A 15,643-nucleotide genomic window follows, 5' to 3' on the forward strand; every position below is an offset into this window, starting at 1 on the left:
TTTCCGACCCCGGAACGTTCGGGTGGATGCACGTGCACGACCAGCGTGCCGCTATGTGATCAAGAATGACCGGAGGATGGGCGGTCGGCCGGTGGCCCGAACAGGGTCTCGTCCGTAGCCTGTCATGGGGCGAGAACATCGCCTGAAGGCTTAGACCATCGCCGAGGATGACAATCGGGTAGGCGCAGAGAGGACGAGCCGTGGACGGGACCGAGACCGGCTGGGGCCGGCCTGCGGAACCAGCCCCGCGCTGGCGGGCGCTGCTCGACCGGGCTCGGCATGGCAACCGCAGCGAAGAGCCGGAAGAGACTCCGCAGCCGCAAGAGCCACAGCAGCAGGCGCCGTGGGGCCAGCAGCAGCCAGGCCGGGGCGCTGCCCCGGTGGAACGCAGGCCTTTCAATCCGCTCGATCCCCGGGCTCAGCAGCCCGCTCCCGAGCGCCGCACACCGGAACCGCCGCCCGAGCAGCGTGCTGTCCCGCAGCGTCCGATAAACCCGCTCGACCCCCGCTGGCAGGCCCGGCGTGAGCCCGAGCAGCCGAGCAGCTTCTTCGAGCCGGGTGGCCGCGCTGCGCCTCCGGCGCATCAGCAGCCTCCGGCCCAACCCCAACAACCTCCGGCGCGCGATTTCGGTGCGGCCCCTTCCGGGTACGCCTCACCGGCGCGCGACTATCCGGCGAACGGATACCAGCAACCCGCCGCCAACGGTTACGCCGCCCCGCCGCCGGCAAACGGCTTCGCGAACGGCTACGCCGGTGGGGCGTACGCTCCGGCCGCCCAGCCTCCGCCGGCCCCGCCGGTAGTCCCGCAGGCCGCGGCTCCGGTGGCGCCGCCCGCGCCGCCGGTGACCCAGCAGCCGCCGGTGCACCCGCCGGCCACGAGCGCTTATCCGCCGGCGCCGGCCGCGCCCGCGTACCCTCGCAATCCCGCCGCGCAGGGGCCGGTCGTGCCCCCGCAGGCCGCGCCGCGCATCCCCGCGCCGCAGCCGGCGCCGATCTCGCCTGCCGCCAGTGCCGCGGGCGCCCGGATCGAGTGGCGGCAGACGCGCAACGACGACGGCAGCGACCGTGCCGCCTCGGTGCTGCGCCGTAAGCTCGGCAAGCCGCGAGTGCTGGCGTTCGCCAACCCCAAGGGTGGCGTGCACAAGACCACCGCGACCGTGCTTGCCGCGGCCACCATCGGCAGCGTGCGCGGCCGTGGCGTGCTGGCCTGGGACGACAACGAGCTGCGCGGCACGCTCGGTCTGCGTGCGGGTTCGGCCCGGCACGCCCGGACCATCAAGCACCTGCTCGCCGACCTGATGCGCATCGAGAACCTGCACGGCGACGCGCTGCTCCAGGAGCTCGACGCCTACCTGCGGCACGCTTCGGACGGCTCCTACGACGTGCTCGCCGGCGAAGAGAACCCGCGCTTCGCCCAGCGGCTGGACCAGGGCACCGTGCGGCGGGTGACCGACCTGCTGCGGCGTACCCATGATGTGATCTGCGTCGACACCGGCAACAACGTGGAGAGCGTCAACTGGCAGACGGTGATGCGCACCGCCGACCAGCTGGTGATCACCACGGTGCCCCGGGAGGACGCCGCGTTCACCGCCGACTGGATGCTCGACGTGCTCGAGGAGAGCGGGATGGGCGACATGGTGGCGAACGCCGTGACGTTGATCTCGTGCCCGTCGCCGGGCCACCTGCCGCTGCTCGAGGACTTCAAGAAGCACTTCGCCACGCGTACCCGGGCGGTCGCGGTGGTGCCTTACGACCCCGCGCTCGAGGTTGGTTCCTCGATCGAGTACGGCGACCTCCAGGCCGAAACTCGACAGGCTTGGTTGCGTGCTGCGTCGACCATGCTGGAGCCGTTCGCCGAGTAATATTCTGGGCCGTCGACTTATAGGGGGGTCCGGGTGTCCGACTCGTTCGTGCATCTTCATGTTCACACTGAGTATTCGATGCTCGACGGGGCTGCCCGGATCAAGGAACTGCTCGCCGAGGCGAAACGGCTCGGCATGCCTGCTGCGGCGATCACCGACCACGGCAACATGCACGGGGCGTACGACTTCTACAAGCAGGCAAAAGCCGCGGATCTGATCCCGGTGATCGGTGTCGAGGCGTACGTGGCGCCGGAGTCGCGGCTCACCAAGAGCCGGATCAAGTGGGGTCGTCCGGAGCAGAAATCGGACGACATCTCCGGTAACGGTGCGTATACGCACATGACGATGTGGGCGCGTAACGCGGTCGGGCTGAAGAACCTGTTCCGGCTCAACTCGCGCGGTTCCATCGAGGGCCAGCTCGGCAAGTACCCGCGGATGGACTTCGACATCATCGCGGAGCACGCCGAGGGCATCATGGGCACCACCGGCTGCCCGTCCGGCTCGGTGCAGACCCGGCTGCGGCTCGGCCAGTTCGACGAGGCCCTGAAATCCGCCGCGATGTACCAGGAAGCGCTCGGCAAGGACAACTACTTCCTCGAGATCATGGACCACGGTCTGTCGATCGAGAAGCGGGTCCGGGACGGCCTGCTGGAGATCAGCAAGAAGCTGAACATCCCGCCCCTGGTCACCAACGACTCGCACTACGTGCACGAGGAGCAGTCGGCGGCACACGACGTGCTGCTGTGCGTGCAGACCGGCAGCAACGTCGCCGACCCGAACCGGTTCCGCTTCGACGGCTCCGGCTACTTCGTGAAATCGGCCGACCAGATGCGCGCTGTCGACTCCTCCGAGGCGTGGCAGGAGGGCTGCCGGAACACTCTCCTGGTGGCCGAGAAGGTCGACACCGACGGGATGTTCACCTTCAAGAACCTGATGCCGAGATTCCCGATCCCGGACGGGTACACCGAGGAGGAGTACTTCCGGCACACGGCGTTCGAGGGCCTGCGAGCCCGTTTCCCGGCCGGTATCCCGGACACCCACGTGAAGCAGGCGGAGTACGAACTGGGTGTCATCATCCAGATGGGCTTCCCGGCGTACTTCCTGGTGGTCGCCGACTTCATCCAGTGGGCGAAGAACAACGGCATCGCGGTGGGACCGGGTCGTGGCTCGGCGGCCGGCTCGCTCGTGGCGTACGCCATGGGCATCACCGACCTCGACCCGCTGCCGCACGGCCTGATCTTCGAGCGGTTCCTGAACCCCGAGCGTGTCTCGATGCCCGATGTCGACATCGACTTCGACGAGCGCCGGCGCGGTGAGGTCATCCGGTACGTGACGGAGAAGTGGGGCGAGGACAAGGTCGCCCAGATCGCCACGTTCGGCACGATCAAGGCCAAGGCCGCGATCAAGGACTCGGCCCGGGTGCTGGGTTACCCGTTCGCGGTCGGCGACAAGATCACCAAGGCGATGCCGCCGGACGTCATGGGCAAGGGCATCACCCTCGGCGGCATTTTCAACAAGGACGACAAGCGGTACAACGAGGCCGGTGAGATCCGCGGGCTGTACGAGACCGACCCGGACGTCAAGAAGGTCATCGACACGGCCCGCGGCATCGAGGGCCTGATCCGGCAGACCGGTGTGCACGCCGCCGGCGTCATCATGTCGGCCGAGCCGATCATCGACCACATCCCGCTGATGCGCCGGGCCAGCGACGGCGTGATCATCACGCAGTTCGACTACCCGACCTGCGAGACGCTCGGCCTGCTGAAGATGGACTTCCTCGGCCTGCGGAACCTGACCATCCTCGACGACGCCGTGAAGAACATCGAGCTCAACCACGGCAACGGCATGGACCTGCTGGCGCTGCCGCTGGACGACCAGCCGGCGTACGACCTGCTGGCCCGGGGTGACACGCTCGGGGTCTTCCAGCTTGACGGCGGCCCGATGCGGTCTCTGCTGCGCCTGATGAAACCGGACAACTTCGAGGACATCTCCGCCGTCCTGGCGCTGTACCGGCCCGGCCCGATGGGCGTCGACTCGCACACCAACTACGCGCTCCGCAAGAACAAGCTCCAGGAGATCACCCCGATCCACCCGGAGCTGGAGGAGCCGCTGCGGGAGATCCTGGAGCCCACCTACGGCCTGATCGTCTATCAGGAGCAGGTGCAGCGCGCCGCGCAGATCCTCGCCGGTTACACGCTCGGCCAGGCCGACCTGCTCCGCCGCGCCATGGGTAAGAAGAAGAAGGAGATCCTCGACAAGGAATTCATTCCGTTCCGCGACGGCTGCCGGGTGAACGGTTACTCCGACGAGGCGATCCAGGCGGTGTGGGACGTCCTGGTCCCGTTCGCCGGCTACGCGTTCAACAAGGCGCACTCCGCGGCGTACGGCCTGGTGTCGTACTGGACGGCGTACCTGAAGGCGCACTACCCGGCCGAGTACATGGGTGGTCTGCTGACCAGCGTCGGCGACGACAAGGACAAGATGGCGGTCTACCTGGCGGAGTGCCGCCGGATGGGCATCCAGGTGCTGCCGCCGGACGTGAACCAGTCCGCCGGGCCGTTCACCCCGGTCGGCACCGACATCCGGTTCGGCCTCGGCGCGGTCCGCAACGTGGGCGGCAACGTGGTCGAGGCGATCGTCCGCTGCCGCAAGGAAAAAGGCGACTACAACGACTTCTACGACTTCCTGTCGAAGGTCGACGCGGTGGCCTGCAACAAGCGGACCATCGAATCGCTGATCAAGGCGGGCGCCTTCGACTCGATGGGGCACAGCCGCAAGGGCCTGCTCGCCGTGCACGCCGAGGCGATCGACGCGTACGCGGATGTGAAGCGCAACGAGGCGGCCGGCCAGTTCGACCTGTTCGGCGCGTTCGGCGACACCGACCCGGGCGTCTCCTCGACGGTCGCGATGCCGATCATCGGCGACAGCGAATGGGACAAACGCGACAAGCTGGCGTTCGAGCGGGAGATGCTCGGCCTCTACGTCTCCGACCACCCGCTCGCCGGCCTCGAGGTGCTCCTGCAGAACTCGGCGGACACCAGCATCGCCGCGCTGGGCGAGGAGGGCTCGGTGCCGGACGGCGCCGTGGTCACCCTGGCCGGCATCCTCACCGGTGTGCAGCGCCGGATCACCAAGCAGGGCCGGGCCTGGGCGTCGGCGACGCTGGAGGACCTGGCCGGTGGTGTCGAGGCGCTGTTCTTCCCGAACACCTACGAGCTGGTCGGGCAGTACATCGCCGAGGACGCGATCGTGGTGGTCAAGGGCCGGATCGACAGGCGCGACGACCAAGCCCGGATCATGGCGATGGACATGTCCATGCCGGACGTGACCCACAACCCGGACAACAAGCCGGTCACCCTGACCATGCCGGTGACCCGGTGCACGCCGCCGCTCGTGGACGAGCTCAAAGAGATCCTGATCAGTCATCCCGGCGACGCCGAGGTGCACGTCCACCTGCAGAACGGCAAACGTACGACGGTTATGCGGCTGGGTGGCGTGCGGGTCGCGCCGACCCCGGCGCTGCGAGCCGATCTCAAGATGATTCTCGGGCCATCGGCCGTCGCCTGACGATCAGCGCTGATCTGGAAGGATCGTAGGGTGCAACCGAGCGACCTCGAACCGCCCTACGATCCCGGCCCGCCCACGTGGCGCTCGGCACAGTGGTGGCAGTTCCAGCGTGACAGCCGCCGCCCCCTGCGGCGGACCGTGACCGCCACGATCGTCAGTCTGGTGGCGCTCGGCGTGCTGGGCGCGCCGCTGGGCCTGCTCTGGGCGTGGCTCGCCCCGGGTGTGCCGGTGATCAACGTGGGCGACAACGGGATCGTGGTGAACGACCCGTCACCCGAGCAGTACATCGCCTCCGACGGCTGGTTCACCCTGCTCGGGCTCGGGTTCGGGCTGCTCGCGGCGGTCGGCGCCTGGCTGGTGCTGCGCCGCGACCGGGGGCCGTTCCTGCTGCTCGGTGTGGTCGGCGGGACGTACGTGGCCGGGCACTGGGTCGCGCCGTGGGTCGGTGAGCTGATGGGCCGGGACGCGTACCAGCTGTGGCGTGCCTCGGCCGCGCAGGGCGCCACCTATCTGGCCCCGCCGGAGGTGCACTCGCTCGGCCCGACGCTGGTGCCGGCGTTCGCCGCGGCGATCGTGCTGACGCTGCTGGCCGGCTGGTCGAACGACCCGGACCTGGACCAGCCGGGCGCCGCGCCCGGTTACGGCCCGAACCACCCCTATGTCGCACCGGCGCCGGACGTTGCCAACCCGCAAATGGCCGGCCCGGAGAAGGCTAACCCAGAGATGGCCGGCCCGGAGATGGACGACTCAGTTTGGGCTGGCGGGACGGGCCAGGTCGGAGAGCGGCACCGGGACGGCACGGACCCGGGCAAGCAGGCCTGACTCCCGGTTGAGCAGCCGCAGTTCGGTGCGCAGCCGGCTCGCCGTGTCGGGGGTGGCCAGCAGCAGCTGCCGTTCCTCGACGGTGAGCTGAGCGGTCGCCGCGACCAGGTGGGACAGCACTGTCGGGTCGTCCGGCACCTGGTCGAGCACCTCGCTGTTCGGCCGGAGCAGCTCCAGGTATGACCGGAACGCGGCAAGCACCCGCGGCGCCAGGATGTGGGCGGCCTCGTCGGTCTCGTCGGCGTCGGTGAGCCAGCGGACCCGGGCGGTCAGGTAAGGCTCGGAGCCCTGCTCGATGCTCAGCACGGTGAACCGGCGCCGGCCCACGGTCATGATGTCGAACCGGCCATCCGGCAGCTCGGTGACGTGGCGGAGCTCCGCGGTGCAGCCCACCTCGTACAGATCCTCGGTGCGGATCGGCGGCACGGCCGGCACCGGGCCGTCACCGGGATCGGGCGGCACCTCACTGCCGTGGCGCAGGGTGACCACGCCGAACTCGTGCGGATCGTCGGCGGAAAGCGCCACGAGGTCCCGCACCAGCGCGCGGTATCGCTCTTCGAAGATGTGGAGGGGCAGCACCAGGCCGGGAAAGAGCACCGTGCTCAGCGGGAAGACCGGCAGCCGATCGCTCACGCGTTCAGCCTAGTCGCCGACCGACCTTGGTCAACCCGGCGCGGTGTCCCAACGCCTGGGCCGGGTGCGGCGGCTTCGCTGACGGTACGCCCGGCGGCCTAGACTGGACGGGTGCTGAATCGGATCGACCTGCGCGGCTCCTCCCGTGACCCGCGCGGTCTGCTGCCCCGTGCCCAGCTCGACGTCTCCGTTGCCGTCGAGCGGATTCGCCCCGTTGTCGAGGCGGTTCATCAGCATGGATTCAGCGCGATCCAGGAGGCGACGTCGAAATTCGACGGTGTCCAGCTGTCGCGCCTGCGGGTGCCGGTCGAGGAGATCACCGCCGCCGAGGCCAGCCTCGACCCCGAGGTGCGCGCCGCGCTGCTCGAGGTGATCAAGCGGGCTCGAAAGGTGCACGCCGACCAGCGCCGCACCGAGGTCACCACCCAGGTCGTCCCGGGTGGCACGGTCACCGAGCGCTGGATCCCGGTCCGCCGGGTCGGGCTCTACGTGCCGGGCGGCCTCGCCGTCTATCCGTCCACCGTGGTCATGAACGTGGTTCCCGCGCAGGAGGCCGGCGTCGAGGGCCTGGTGATTGCCAGCCCGCCCCAGGTGGAGAACGGCGGCCTGCCGGACGCCCGGGTGCTCGCGGCGTGTGCCCTGCTCGGCGTGACCGAGGTCTACGCCGTGGGCGGCGCCCAGGCGGTCGCGATGCTGGGTTACGGCTCGACGGGCGTCGATGAGTCGGACCGGTGCGAGCCGGTCGACGTGATCACCGGACCCGGCAACATCTGGGTGACGGCCGCGAAACGCCTGCTCAGGGGCGTTGTCGGGATCGACGCCGAGGCCGGTCCCACCGAGATCGCGATCCTGGCCGACGACACCGCCGACCCGCGGCACGTCGCGGCCGACCTGATCAGCCAGGCCGAGCACGACCCGCTCGCCGCGAGTGTGCTGGTCACCGACTCGCTCGCCCTGGTGGAGTCGGTCGAGGCGGAGCTGGCCGTGCAGGTCGCCGCCACGAAACACGAGGAGCGGGTCCGCACGGCGCTGACCGGCGAGCAATCCGGTGTGGTGCTGGTCGACGACCTGGAGCAGGGTCTGCGGGTGGTCGACGCGTACGCGGCGGAGCACCTGGAGATCCAGACCCGGGACGCGCGGGAGTGGGCCCTGCGGGTCCGCAACGCCGGCGCGATCTTCGTGGGCGCCTGGTCGCCGGTGTCGCTCGGCGATTACGCGGCCGGGTCCAACCACGTGCTGCCGACCGGTGGCTGCGCACGGCACTCGTCCGGCCTGTCGGTGCAGTCGTTCCTGCGCGGTGTGCACATCATCGATTACGACGAGGCCGCTCTGCGTGACGTGGCGGGCCATGTGGTGGCCCTGGCGAACGCCGAGGACCTTCCCGCCCACGGTGACGCGGTCACAGCGAGGTTCGGCAAGTGACCACGATCGACGATCTGCCGATCCGGGACGATCTGCGCGGGAAGACGCCGTACGGCGCGCCGCAGCTGGACGTGCCGGTGCGGCTGAACACGAATGAGAACTCGTACCCGGTGCCGGACGACGTGGTGGAGGCGATCGGCAAGGCCGTGCAGGCCGAGCTGCGCGATCTGAACCGTTACCCGGACCGGGACGCGGTCGCGCTCCGCACCGAGCTGGCGTCCTACCTCGGCCACGGCCTCACCACGGCGCACGTGTGGGCGGCGAACGGGTCCAACGAGGTGCAGCAGCAGCTGCTCCAGGCGTTCGGCGGGCCGGGTCGCACGGCGCTGGGCTTCGGCCCGTCGTACTCGATGCACCCGCTGCTGGCGCAGGGCACCGGCACCCGCTGGATCGGCGCGCTGCGTGACCCGGACTTCGGGCTGCGCCCCGATGCCGCGGTGGCCGAGATCGAGAAACACGACCCGGACCTGATCTTCGTCTGCTCGCCGAACAACCCGACCGGCACCGCCCTGGACCCGTCGGTGATCGACGCGATCCTGGCGACCGCGCGGGGCATGGTGATCGTCGACGAGGCATACACCGAGTTCGCCCGGCCCGGCACGATCAGCGCGCTCACCCTGCTGCCGCACCACCCGCGCCTGGTGGTGAGCCGGACCATGAGCAAGGCGTTCGGTTTCGCCGGCGGCCGGCTGGGCTACCTGGCCGCCGATTCGGCCGTGGTGGACGCGGTGCAGCTGGTCCGGTTGCCGTACCACCTGTCGGCGATCACTCAGGCCGCCGCGCGTGCGGCTGTCGTGCACCGGGACTCGCTGCTCGCCACCGTCGAGGCGATCAAGGAGCAGCGCGACCGGATCGTCAGCACGCTGCGGGCCCGCGGTGTCCGGGTCGCCGACAGCGATGCCAACTTCGTGCTGTTCGCCACCGGTCCCGATCAGAAGTCGGCCTGGCAGGCCTTCCTCGATCGCGGTGTGCTGATCCGCGATGTCGGCCTGGCCGGCTGGCTGCGCGTCACCGCCGGCACCGAAGCTGAGACCACCGCTTTCCTGAACGCCGCTGAGGAGATCCTTTCGTGAGTCGCACCGGGCGGATTGACCGCGTCACCAACGAGACCAAGGTGCTGGTCGAGATCGACCTCGACGGCACCGGCAAGGGCGATCTGAGCACCGGTGTGGGCTTCTACGACCACATGCTCAACCAGCTCGCCAAGCACGGCGGATTCGACCTCACCGTGCGTACCGAAGGCGATCTTGAGATCGACTCGCACCACACCATGGAAGACACCGCGATCGCGCTCGGCGAGGCCTTCGCGCAAGCGCTCGGCGACAAACGAGGCATCCGTCGGTACGGGTCAGCGACCATCCCGATGGACGAGGTGCTCGTCCGCGCGGCCGTCGACCTGTCCGGCCGGCCGTACGTGGTGCACGACGAGCCGCTGCTCACGCCGTACATCGGGCCGGTCTACGCGACAAGCATGACCCGGCACATCTTCGAGGCGTTCGGCCACGCGGCGAAGGTGACCCTGCACGTGGACGTGCTGCGGGCCTGCCGCCCGGGCGGTCACCCGGACGCGCACCACGTGGTGGAGGCCCAGTTCAAGGCGTTCTCCCGGGCGCTGCGCGAGGCTGTCGAGATCGATCCGCGCAACGCCGGCTCGCTGCCGTCCACAAAGGGGGTTCTGTGATCTCCCTGATTCTGTTCGCTGCGGCCGGCATCCTGGTCGGCGGCGTGATCCAGCTGGTCAAGGCGGGTGCCACGAAGTTCAGCGTCGGCATCGTCGGCGTCCTGGCGGCGCTCGCCACGGCCGGCGGGCTCGCCTGGTGGCCGATGGGGGAGGCATAAGTGGCCGCGAACGTTGTGATCCTCGACTACGGCTCGGGGAACCTCCGGTCGGCTGAGCGGGCCGTCGCGCGTACCGGTGCTGATGTGACAGTGACCAGCGACCTGGGCGTGGCAGCCGAGGCGGACGGCCTGGTCGTTCCGGGCGTCGGCGCGTACGCCGCCTGCATGGCCGGGATCGAGGCGCTGAACGCCGGACCGGTGATCGCCGCACGGGTGGCGGCCGGCAAGCCGGTGCTCGGCATCTGCGTCGGCATGCAGATCCTCTTCGAGTCCGGTGTGGAGCACGGCGTGGAGACCAAGGGGCTGGGCCTGTTGCCCGGCTCGGTCACGAAGCTGTCCGCCGAGCGGATCCCGCACATGGGCTGGAACACGGTTCAGGTGCCGTCCGGCTCACGACTGCTGACCGGACTCACCGGGGACGAACGGTTCTACTTCGTTCACTCGTACGCTGCTCAAGATCTTGAATTGCTGGCGCAAGCCGGCGCCGAGGTGACCACCGCGACCCACGACCTGCCGTTTGCCGCCGCAGTGGAAGCCGGTGCGCTCAGCGCCGCGCAATTCCACCCGGAGAAGTCGTCGGACGCCGGGTTCTTGCTGCTCACCAACTGGGTCGCAGGACTGACGTGAGTAAGGAACGCGCTCGTCGGCGGGCCGAGAGGCTCGTCGTGCTGGAGAAGGAGAAGGCTGTCCGTGCCCGGCGGGTCGCCCGGCGTAACGGCCTCCGTTCCCTTCGCCAGAAGCTGACTCCGCGATTCGGGCGGAACGGCCGGATCTACCATCGCAGTCGCCGCCAGCGGATCGGCATCGCCGTCGTCACGCTGCTGGCCGTCGCCGTGGTCTGGACGTTCATCCCGGAACTGGCGCTCCGCGTCATCCTCACCGCACTGCTTGTCCTGGCTGTGCCGGCCCTCGTTGTCGTGGTGCTCGGCCGCCGTGCCTAAGTCGTTCCTAAGCCGTTCCTAGGCCGTTCCTAATGGGAGAGAAATGACCCTCCAACTGCTGCCCGCCGTCGACGTCGCCGACGGCCAGGCCGTCCGCCTGGTGCAGGGCGCTGCCGGCTCGGAGACCGCGTACGGCGACCCGCTCGAAGCCGCGCTGGCCTGGCAGAACGATGGCGCCGAGTGGATCCACCTGGTCGACCTGGACGCCGCGTTCGGCCGGGGTTCCAACGCCGAGCTGCTCGCCGACGTGGTCCGCCAGCTCGACGTGAAGGTGGAGATCTCCGGTGGCATCCGTGACGACGAGTCGCTGACCCGGGCGCTGTCGACCGGTGCCCAGCGCGTCAACATCGGCACGGCCGCACTGGAGGACCCGGAGTGGTGCGACCGGATCTGTGCCGAGTACGGCGACCGCGTGGCGATCGGGCTGGACGTGCGTGGGCGTACCCTCGCTGCTCGTGGCTGGACCCGCGACGGCGGTGACCTGTACGAGGTTCTTGCCCGGCTCGACAAGGCGGGCGCGTCCCGTTACGTCGTCACCGACATCACCAAGGACGGCACCATGCGCGGTCCGAACCTGGACCTGCTCCGCGAGGTGTGCGCAGCCACCGACAAGCCGGTGATCGCCAGCGGCGGCGTCTCCACCCTGGAGGACCTGCGGGCCCTCGCCACCCTGGAGCCGATCGGTGTGGAGGGTGTGATCGCGGGCAAGGCGCTTTACGCGGGCGCGTTCACCGTCCGGGAGGCGCTTGTCGCCTTGGCCGAAGCCTGATCCCACGCTTCTCGTAACGCCTCTTCGGCGGCCTGGATCGCAGGCCGGGCCGCCGAGGAGTCGCGCCAGGCGAGCACCACCCGCCGGGTGGGTAACGGGGTGACCTCGACGACCCGGACTCCGTCGGGCAGTGCCGGGCGGGCGAGTCTCGGGATGAGGCCGACGCCGAGGCCCGCCGCGATCAGGGTGAGCTGGGTTTCGAACTCGCCCACCTGGAAGTCCGGGACCAGGCCGGGGAGTCTGCGGACGAGGTATTCGTAGCAGACGTCGCCGGCGCGGACGCCGATCCAGCGTTCGTCCCTCGCTTCTTTTAAATAGATTTTTCCCTTTATTTCGTGATCTTTTGGCACGATGAGATCCGCGTGATCCTGGCCGATCTCGATCTTCGTGATCGTCTCCGGGTACCTCAGGGCCACCTCGGGCCAGTCGTCCAGCACCGCGAGATCCACGTGACCACGGCGCAGCAGCTCCAGGCCCTCGTGCGGATTCACCTCGATCAGGCCGGTGGTCAGCTGCGGATGCTCGGTGGCGAGCTTCTTCAGCGCGTGCGGCATCAGCGCCCGGCAGGCGGTGGCGAACGCCGCAACGGTGAGCCGGCCGGTGACCGTGTCCCGATGTGCGGCGAGGGCCGCCTCCGCCTCCTGCACGCTTGTCAGCACCCGCTCGGCATGGTCGGCGAGAACCCGGCCGGCGTCGGTGAGCCGCAGCCTGCGCCCGTCTTTCTCGACCAGGACCGCGCCGGTCTCCCGCTCCAGTTTCGCGATCTGCTGGGAGACCGCGGACGGTGTGCAGTGCAGCGCCTCACCGGCCGCGAGCACCGTCCCGTAACTGGCCACGGCGTGCAGAGCGCGCAGCCTCCCGAGGTCAATCATGTAGCGATGCTACATCGTGAGTGTAGGTTATTTTGCTGGTGCTTAACGGTTCTCTGGACGACGCTTCGATGATGAGACCGCGTGACCTCCTCCTGGCCGTCGCTGTGGCGGCGATCTGGGGCTTCAACTTCGTCGCTATCCACGCGGGGCTGGATCACTTCCCGCCGCTGATGTTCAACGCGCTGCGATTCGGTCTCGCCGCCTTCCCCGCCCTGTTCTTCGCCGGCCGTCCCCAGGTGCCGTGGCGATGGATCATCGCGGTCGCTCTGGTCCTCGGCGTGACCAAGTTCTCGCTGCTCTTCGCCGGGATGAACGCCGGCATGCCGGCCGGCCTCAGCTCGCTCGTCCTGCAGAGCCAGGCGGTCTTCACGATGCTCTTCGCGGTGCTGTTCCTGCGCGAACGCCCCCGCCGCCTCCAGATCGCCGGCCTCGCCGTCGCGGTCGCCGGTGTCCTGCTGGTCGCCACCCGGATGGGCGCCAACCTCCCGGCGTTCCTGCTGGTCATCGGCGCGGCGGTGGCCTGGGGACTGTCGAACGTCGCCACCCGCAAGGCCTCGCCACCGGACAGCCTGCGCTTCATGGTCTGGGTCAGCGCCCTAGCCACCGGGCCGCTCATCGTGCTCACGGTGCTCTTCGACGGACCGTCCGCTGACCTCGCCGCGCTTCGTACGATCAACACCGGGGCCTTGCTCTCGCTGCTGTACATCGCGCTGGTCAGCACTCTCGCCGGCTTCGCCGGCTGGGGATTCCTCATGCAACGGTACGGTGCCGCGACCGTAGCCCCGTTCTCCATGCTCGTCCCGTTCTTCGGCATCGCATCGGCTTCCGTCTTCCTCGGAGAGCCGATCCATCCGGTCGACATCATCGGTGGCGTGCTCGTCGTCGGTGGGGTGCTTTTGGGACTGGTCCGGGCTCGGCCTGTCGCCTCCAGGCCCTTGGCTAGGGTTGGAGCATGACGGTCGCGGTGCGTGTTATCCCCTGTCTGGACGTGGACGCCGGACGGGTGGTGAAAGGTGTCAACTTCGTCGACCTGCGGGACGCGGGCGACCCGGTGGAACTGGCCGCCGCCTATGACGCCGCGGGCGCCGACGAGCTGACCTTCCTTGACGTGACCGCGTCCTCCGACGATCGGGGCACGATGCTCGACGTGGTTCGGCGTACCGCCGAGTCGGTTTTCATTCCGCTCACCGTCGGCGGCGGGGTGCGCTCGGCCGACAACGTGGACGTGCTGCTGCGAGCCGGCGCCGACAAGGTGGGTGTTAACACCGCGGCGATCGCCCGTCCCGAGCTGATCTCCGAGATCGCTGAGCGGTTCGGCAACCAGGTGCTGGTGCTCTCGCTCGACGTGCGCCGGTCCGCGGACCAGCCGTCGGGCTGGGAGGTCACCACCCACGGTGGCCGCCGCAGCGCCGGCCTGGACGCGATCGAGTGGGCCGCCCGGGTCGCCTCCCTTGGCGCGGGCGAGATCCTGCTGAACTCGATGGACGCCGACGGCACCAAGGCCGGCTTCGACCTGGAGCTGATCCGTGCGGTTCGCGGCGTGGTCGACATCCCGGTGATCGCGAGCGGCGGCGCCGGGGCGGTCGAGCACTTCCCGCCGGCGGTCGACGCTGGCGCCGACGCGGTGCTTGCCGCAAGCGTCTTCCACTTCGGCGACCTGACGATCGGCGAGGTCAAGGAGTCCCTCCGCGAGGCCGGCAACCCAGTCCGCTGACCGTGTTCTGGGGCGGAGTTGTTGTGGGCCCGGTCAGCGGCCGTCGGCGAGGCGGAGGCGGTACTCGCGGAGCGCTGCGGCGTAGGCCTGGTCGGTGAGGGTCCAGTCCGCGTCGCCTGGTTCGGCGGATCGGTTGAGCTGGGTTTGCAGGGTCATCACCGCTGAGGAGAGGCCGCTGAAAGGGCGGGTTCGCCACAGCTGCTCGCCGGCCGGGGCCACCTCGAACATGTCGTCATCGACGGTGATCAGGCCGGCGCCGGAGAGGCGGCGGACCGATCCCTCGATGTCCTCGCGGCTCGGGACGCTGTGGTGCAGGAAATCCGCGGCGGCGAGCAGGTCGGCCAAGGTCGCGCCGGCCACCGGCAGGGCAGCGTGTATCGCCCTGTCACGCTCCAGGCGCTCGGCGATGACCGCGGAGACGAAGATCCAAGCGTCGTTCCAGTGCCAGCCGCCGACCCCCATGCCGCAATGATGCCGTGCCGTCGCCTCACCTGGAAGCGAATGTGTCCGGATGATCACCGGGCCGTTGCCCGCGCCAGAAGTGGATCAACCAGGGTCAGCTCGGCATAGGGTGCGCATCAGGGTCGGGCAGTCTCAGGGTTCGGTCGTCGCGGCGGCGCTCCGGGACGGTCAGCAGTGGCAGGAACAGGTGCGCGAGGGGGCCGATCGCCAGGGCGTACGCAATGGTTCCGATCCCGACCGTGCCGCCCAGCAGGAAGCCGGCCACCAGCACGGTCAGCTCGATGCCGGTGCGGATCACACGCAGCGAGAGGCGGGGGAACCGGGCGGCCAGGCCGGTCATCAGGCCGTCGCGGGGGCCGGGGCCCATCCGGGAGCCGATGTAGAGGCCGGTCGCGAACCCGTTCAGCAGGATCCCGCCGACCAGGTAACCGACCTTCGCCGGGATTCCCTCGCCCATCGGCAGCACGTAGAGGGCGGCGTCGGCCGAGAAGCCGACCACCACGAGGTTGGCGATGGTGCCGAAGCCGGGGCGTTGGCGCAGCGGTATCCACAGCAGCAGCACGGGCACCCCGACGATCAGCACGATCCAGCCGAAGCTGATCCCGGTCACCTCGGAGAGACCCTGGTGGAAGACGTCCCATGGGTTCAGCCCGAGGTCCGACTCCACCATCAGGGCCATGCTCACCCCGTAGAGGAAGAGCCCGACGAAGAGTTGTGGCACGCGTCGAAACAAGTCCATG

General features: G+C 69.4%; 16 protein-coding genes. 12 read left to right on the forward strand and 4 right to left on the reverse strand.

Annotated elements, in window-relative coordinates; translation table 11 throughout:
- The first annotated feature begins 200 nt into the window (after positions 1 to 200).
- The 3 genes from ACQP2E_RS07955 to ACQP2E_RS07965 are packed head-to-tail and all read left to right on the forward strand — an operon-like array spanning position 201 to position 6,251.
- Entirely contained in the window at positions 201 to 1,862 is a 1,662-nt protein-coding gene (locus ACQP2E_RS07955; RefSeq protein ID WP_433829366.1) for a MinD/ParA family ATP-binding protein, read from the forward strand.
- 33 nt (positions 1,863 to 1,895) lie between these two features.
- On the forward strand, positions 1,896 to 5,429 hold the full coding sequence (gene dnaE, locus ACQP2E_RS07960) for a DNA polymerase III subunit alpha (protein ID WP_433829368.1): 3,534 nt from the start codon (positions 1,896 to 1,898) through the stop codon (positions 5,427 to 5,429).
- 30 nt (positions 5,430 to 5,459) lie between these two features.
- Complete coding sequence (locus ACQP2E_RS07965; RefSeq protein WP_433829370.1) at positions 5,460 to 6,251, forward strand: hypothetical protein; 792 nt, start codon at positions 5,460 to 5,462, stop codon at positions 6,249 to 6,251.
- Here ACQP2E_RS07965 and ACQP2E_RS07970 read toward each other — a convergent pair.
- The gene (locus ACQP2E_RS07970; protein WP_433829372.1) at positions 6,177 to 6,884 is read right to left on the reverse strand and encodes an LON peptidase substrate-binding domain-containing protein; all 708 of its coding nucleotides are present in this window, start codon (positions 6,882 to 6,884) and stop codon (positions 6,177 to 6,179) included. The genes ACQP2E_RS07965 and ACQP2E_RS07970 overlap by 75 nt on opposite strands.
- A 111-nt stretch (positions 6,885 to 6,995) precedes the next feature.
- Here ACQP2E_RS07970 and hisD point away from each other — a divergent pair, with 111 nt between their 5' ends.
- The 7 genes from hisD to priA are packed head-to-tail and all read left to right on the forward strand — an operon-like array spanning position 6,996 to position 11,855.
- Positions 6,996 to 8,306, forward strand: coding sequence for a histidinol dehydrogenase (hisD, locus tag ACQP2E_RS07975; RefSeq protein ID WP_433829374.1), 1,311 nt, complete (start codon positions 6,996 to 6,998; stop codon positions 8,304 to 8,306).
- Complete coding sequence (locus ACQP2E_RS07980; RefSeq protein ID WP_433829377.1) at positions 8,303 to 9,379, forward strand: histidinol-phosphate transaminase; 1,077 nt, start codon at positions 8,303 to 8,305, stop codon at positions 9,377 to 9,379. The genes hisD and ACQP2E_RS07980 overlap by 4 nt, the downstream gene beginning before the upstream one ends.
- On the forward strand, positions 9,376 to 9,987 hold the full coding sequence (gene hisB / locus ACQP2E_RS07985; protein WP_433829379.1) for an imidazoleglycerol-phosphate dehydratase HisB: 612 nt from the start codon (positions 9,376 to 9,378) through the stop codon (positions 9,985 to 9,987). The genes ACQP2E_RS07980 and hisB overlap by 4 nt, the downstream gene beginning before the upstream one ends.
- Positions 9,984 to 10,145 carry a hypothetical protein gene (locus ACQP2E_RS07990; protein ID WP_433829381.1) on the forward strand — a complete coding sequence of 54 codons (162 nt, stop codon included), beginning with the start codon at positions 9,984 to 9,986 and terminating at the stop codon, positions 10,143 to 10,145. The genes hisB and ACQP2E_RS07990 overlap by 4 nt, the downstream gene beginning before the upstream one ends.
- Positions 10,146 to 10,772, forward strand: a complete 627-nt coding sequence (gene hisH / locus ACQP2E_RS07995) for an imidazole glycerol phosphate synthase subunit HisH (RefSeq protein ID WP_433829382.1) — start codon at positions 10,146 to 10,148, stop codon at positions 10,770 to 10,772.
- Positions 10,769 to 11,086 carry a hypothetical protein gene (locus ACQP2E_RS08000; protein WP_433829384.1) on the forward strand — a complete coding sequence of 106 codons (318 nt, stop codon included), beginning with the start codon at positions 10,769 to 10,771 and terminating at the stop codon, positions 11,084 to 11,086. Before hisH ends, ACQP2E_RS08000 begins: the two co-directional genes overlap by 4 nt.
- Positions 11,087 to 11,129: 43 nt before the next feature.
- On the forward strand, positions 11,130 to 11,855 hold the full coding sequence (gene priA, locus ACQP2E_RS08005) for a bifunctional 1-(5-phosphoribosyl)-5-((5-phosphoribosylamino)methylideneamino)imidazole-4-carboxamide isomerase/phosphoribosylanthranilate isomerase PriA (RefSeq protein WP_433829386.1): 726 nt from the start codon (positions 11,130 to 11,132) through the stop codon (positions 11,853 to 11,855).
- On the opposite strand, the gene ACQP2E_RS08010 is transcribed toward priA, so the two are convergent.
- On the reverse strand, positions 11,801 to 12,727 hold the full coding sequence (locus tag ACQP2E_RS08010; protein WP_433829388.1) for a LysR family transcriptional regulator: 927 nt from the start codon (positions 12,725 to 12,727) through the stop codon (positions 11,801 to 11,803). The genes priA and ACQP2E_RS08010 overlap by 55 nt on opposite strands.
- Positions 12,728 to 12,798: 71 nt before the next feature.
- Between ACQP2E_RS08010 and ACQP2E_RS08015 the strand changes: the two genes are divergently transcribed.
- Together ACQP2E_RS08015 and hisF are read left to right on the forward strand one after the other, a co-directional pair.
- Positions 12,799 to 13,683, forward strand: a complete 885-nt coding sequence (locus tag ACQP2E_RS08015; protein ID WP_433829390.1) for an EamA family transporter — start codon at positions 12,799 to 12,801, stop codon at positions 13,681 to 13,683.
- The gene (gene hisF, locus ACQP2E_RS08020) at positions 13,680 to 14,441 is read left to right on the forward strand and encodes an imidazole glycerol phosphate synthase subunit HisF (protein WP_433829392.1); all 762 of its coding nucleotides are present in this window, start codon (positions 13,680 to 13,682) and stop codon (positions 14,439 to 14,441) included. Before ACQP2E_RS08015 ends, hisF begins: the two co-directional genes overlap by 4 nt.
- A gap of 33 nt (positions 14,442 to 14,474) precedes the next feature.
- On the opposite strand, the gene ACQP2E_RS08025 is transcribed toward hisF, so the two are convergent.
- Positions 14,475 to 14,903, reverse strand: a complete 429-nt coding sequence (locus tag ACQP2E_RS08025) for a hypothetical protein (RefSeq protein ID WP_433829394.1) — start codon at positions 14,901 to 14,903, stop codon at positions 14,475 to 14,477.
- Between the two features lie 94 nt (positions 14,904 to 14,997).
- Positions 14,998 to 15,642 (reverse strand): YczE/YyaS/YitT family protein, encoded by a 645-nt coding sequence (locus ACQP2E_RS08030; protein ID WP_433829396.1) that lies wholly within the window; start codon positions 15,640 to 15,642, stop codon positions 14,998 to 15,000.
- Between the last annotated feature and the right edge of the window lies 1 nt (position 15,643).

Origin of the sequence: Actinoplanes sp. CA-015351 (genome assembly GCF_050955685.1) — a bacterium.
Classification (GTDB): Bacteria; Actinomycetota; Actinomycetes; order Mycobacteriales; family Micromonosporaceae; genus Actinoplanes.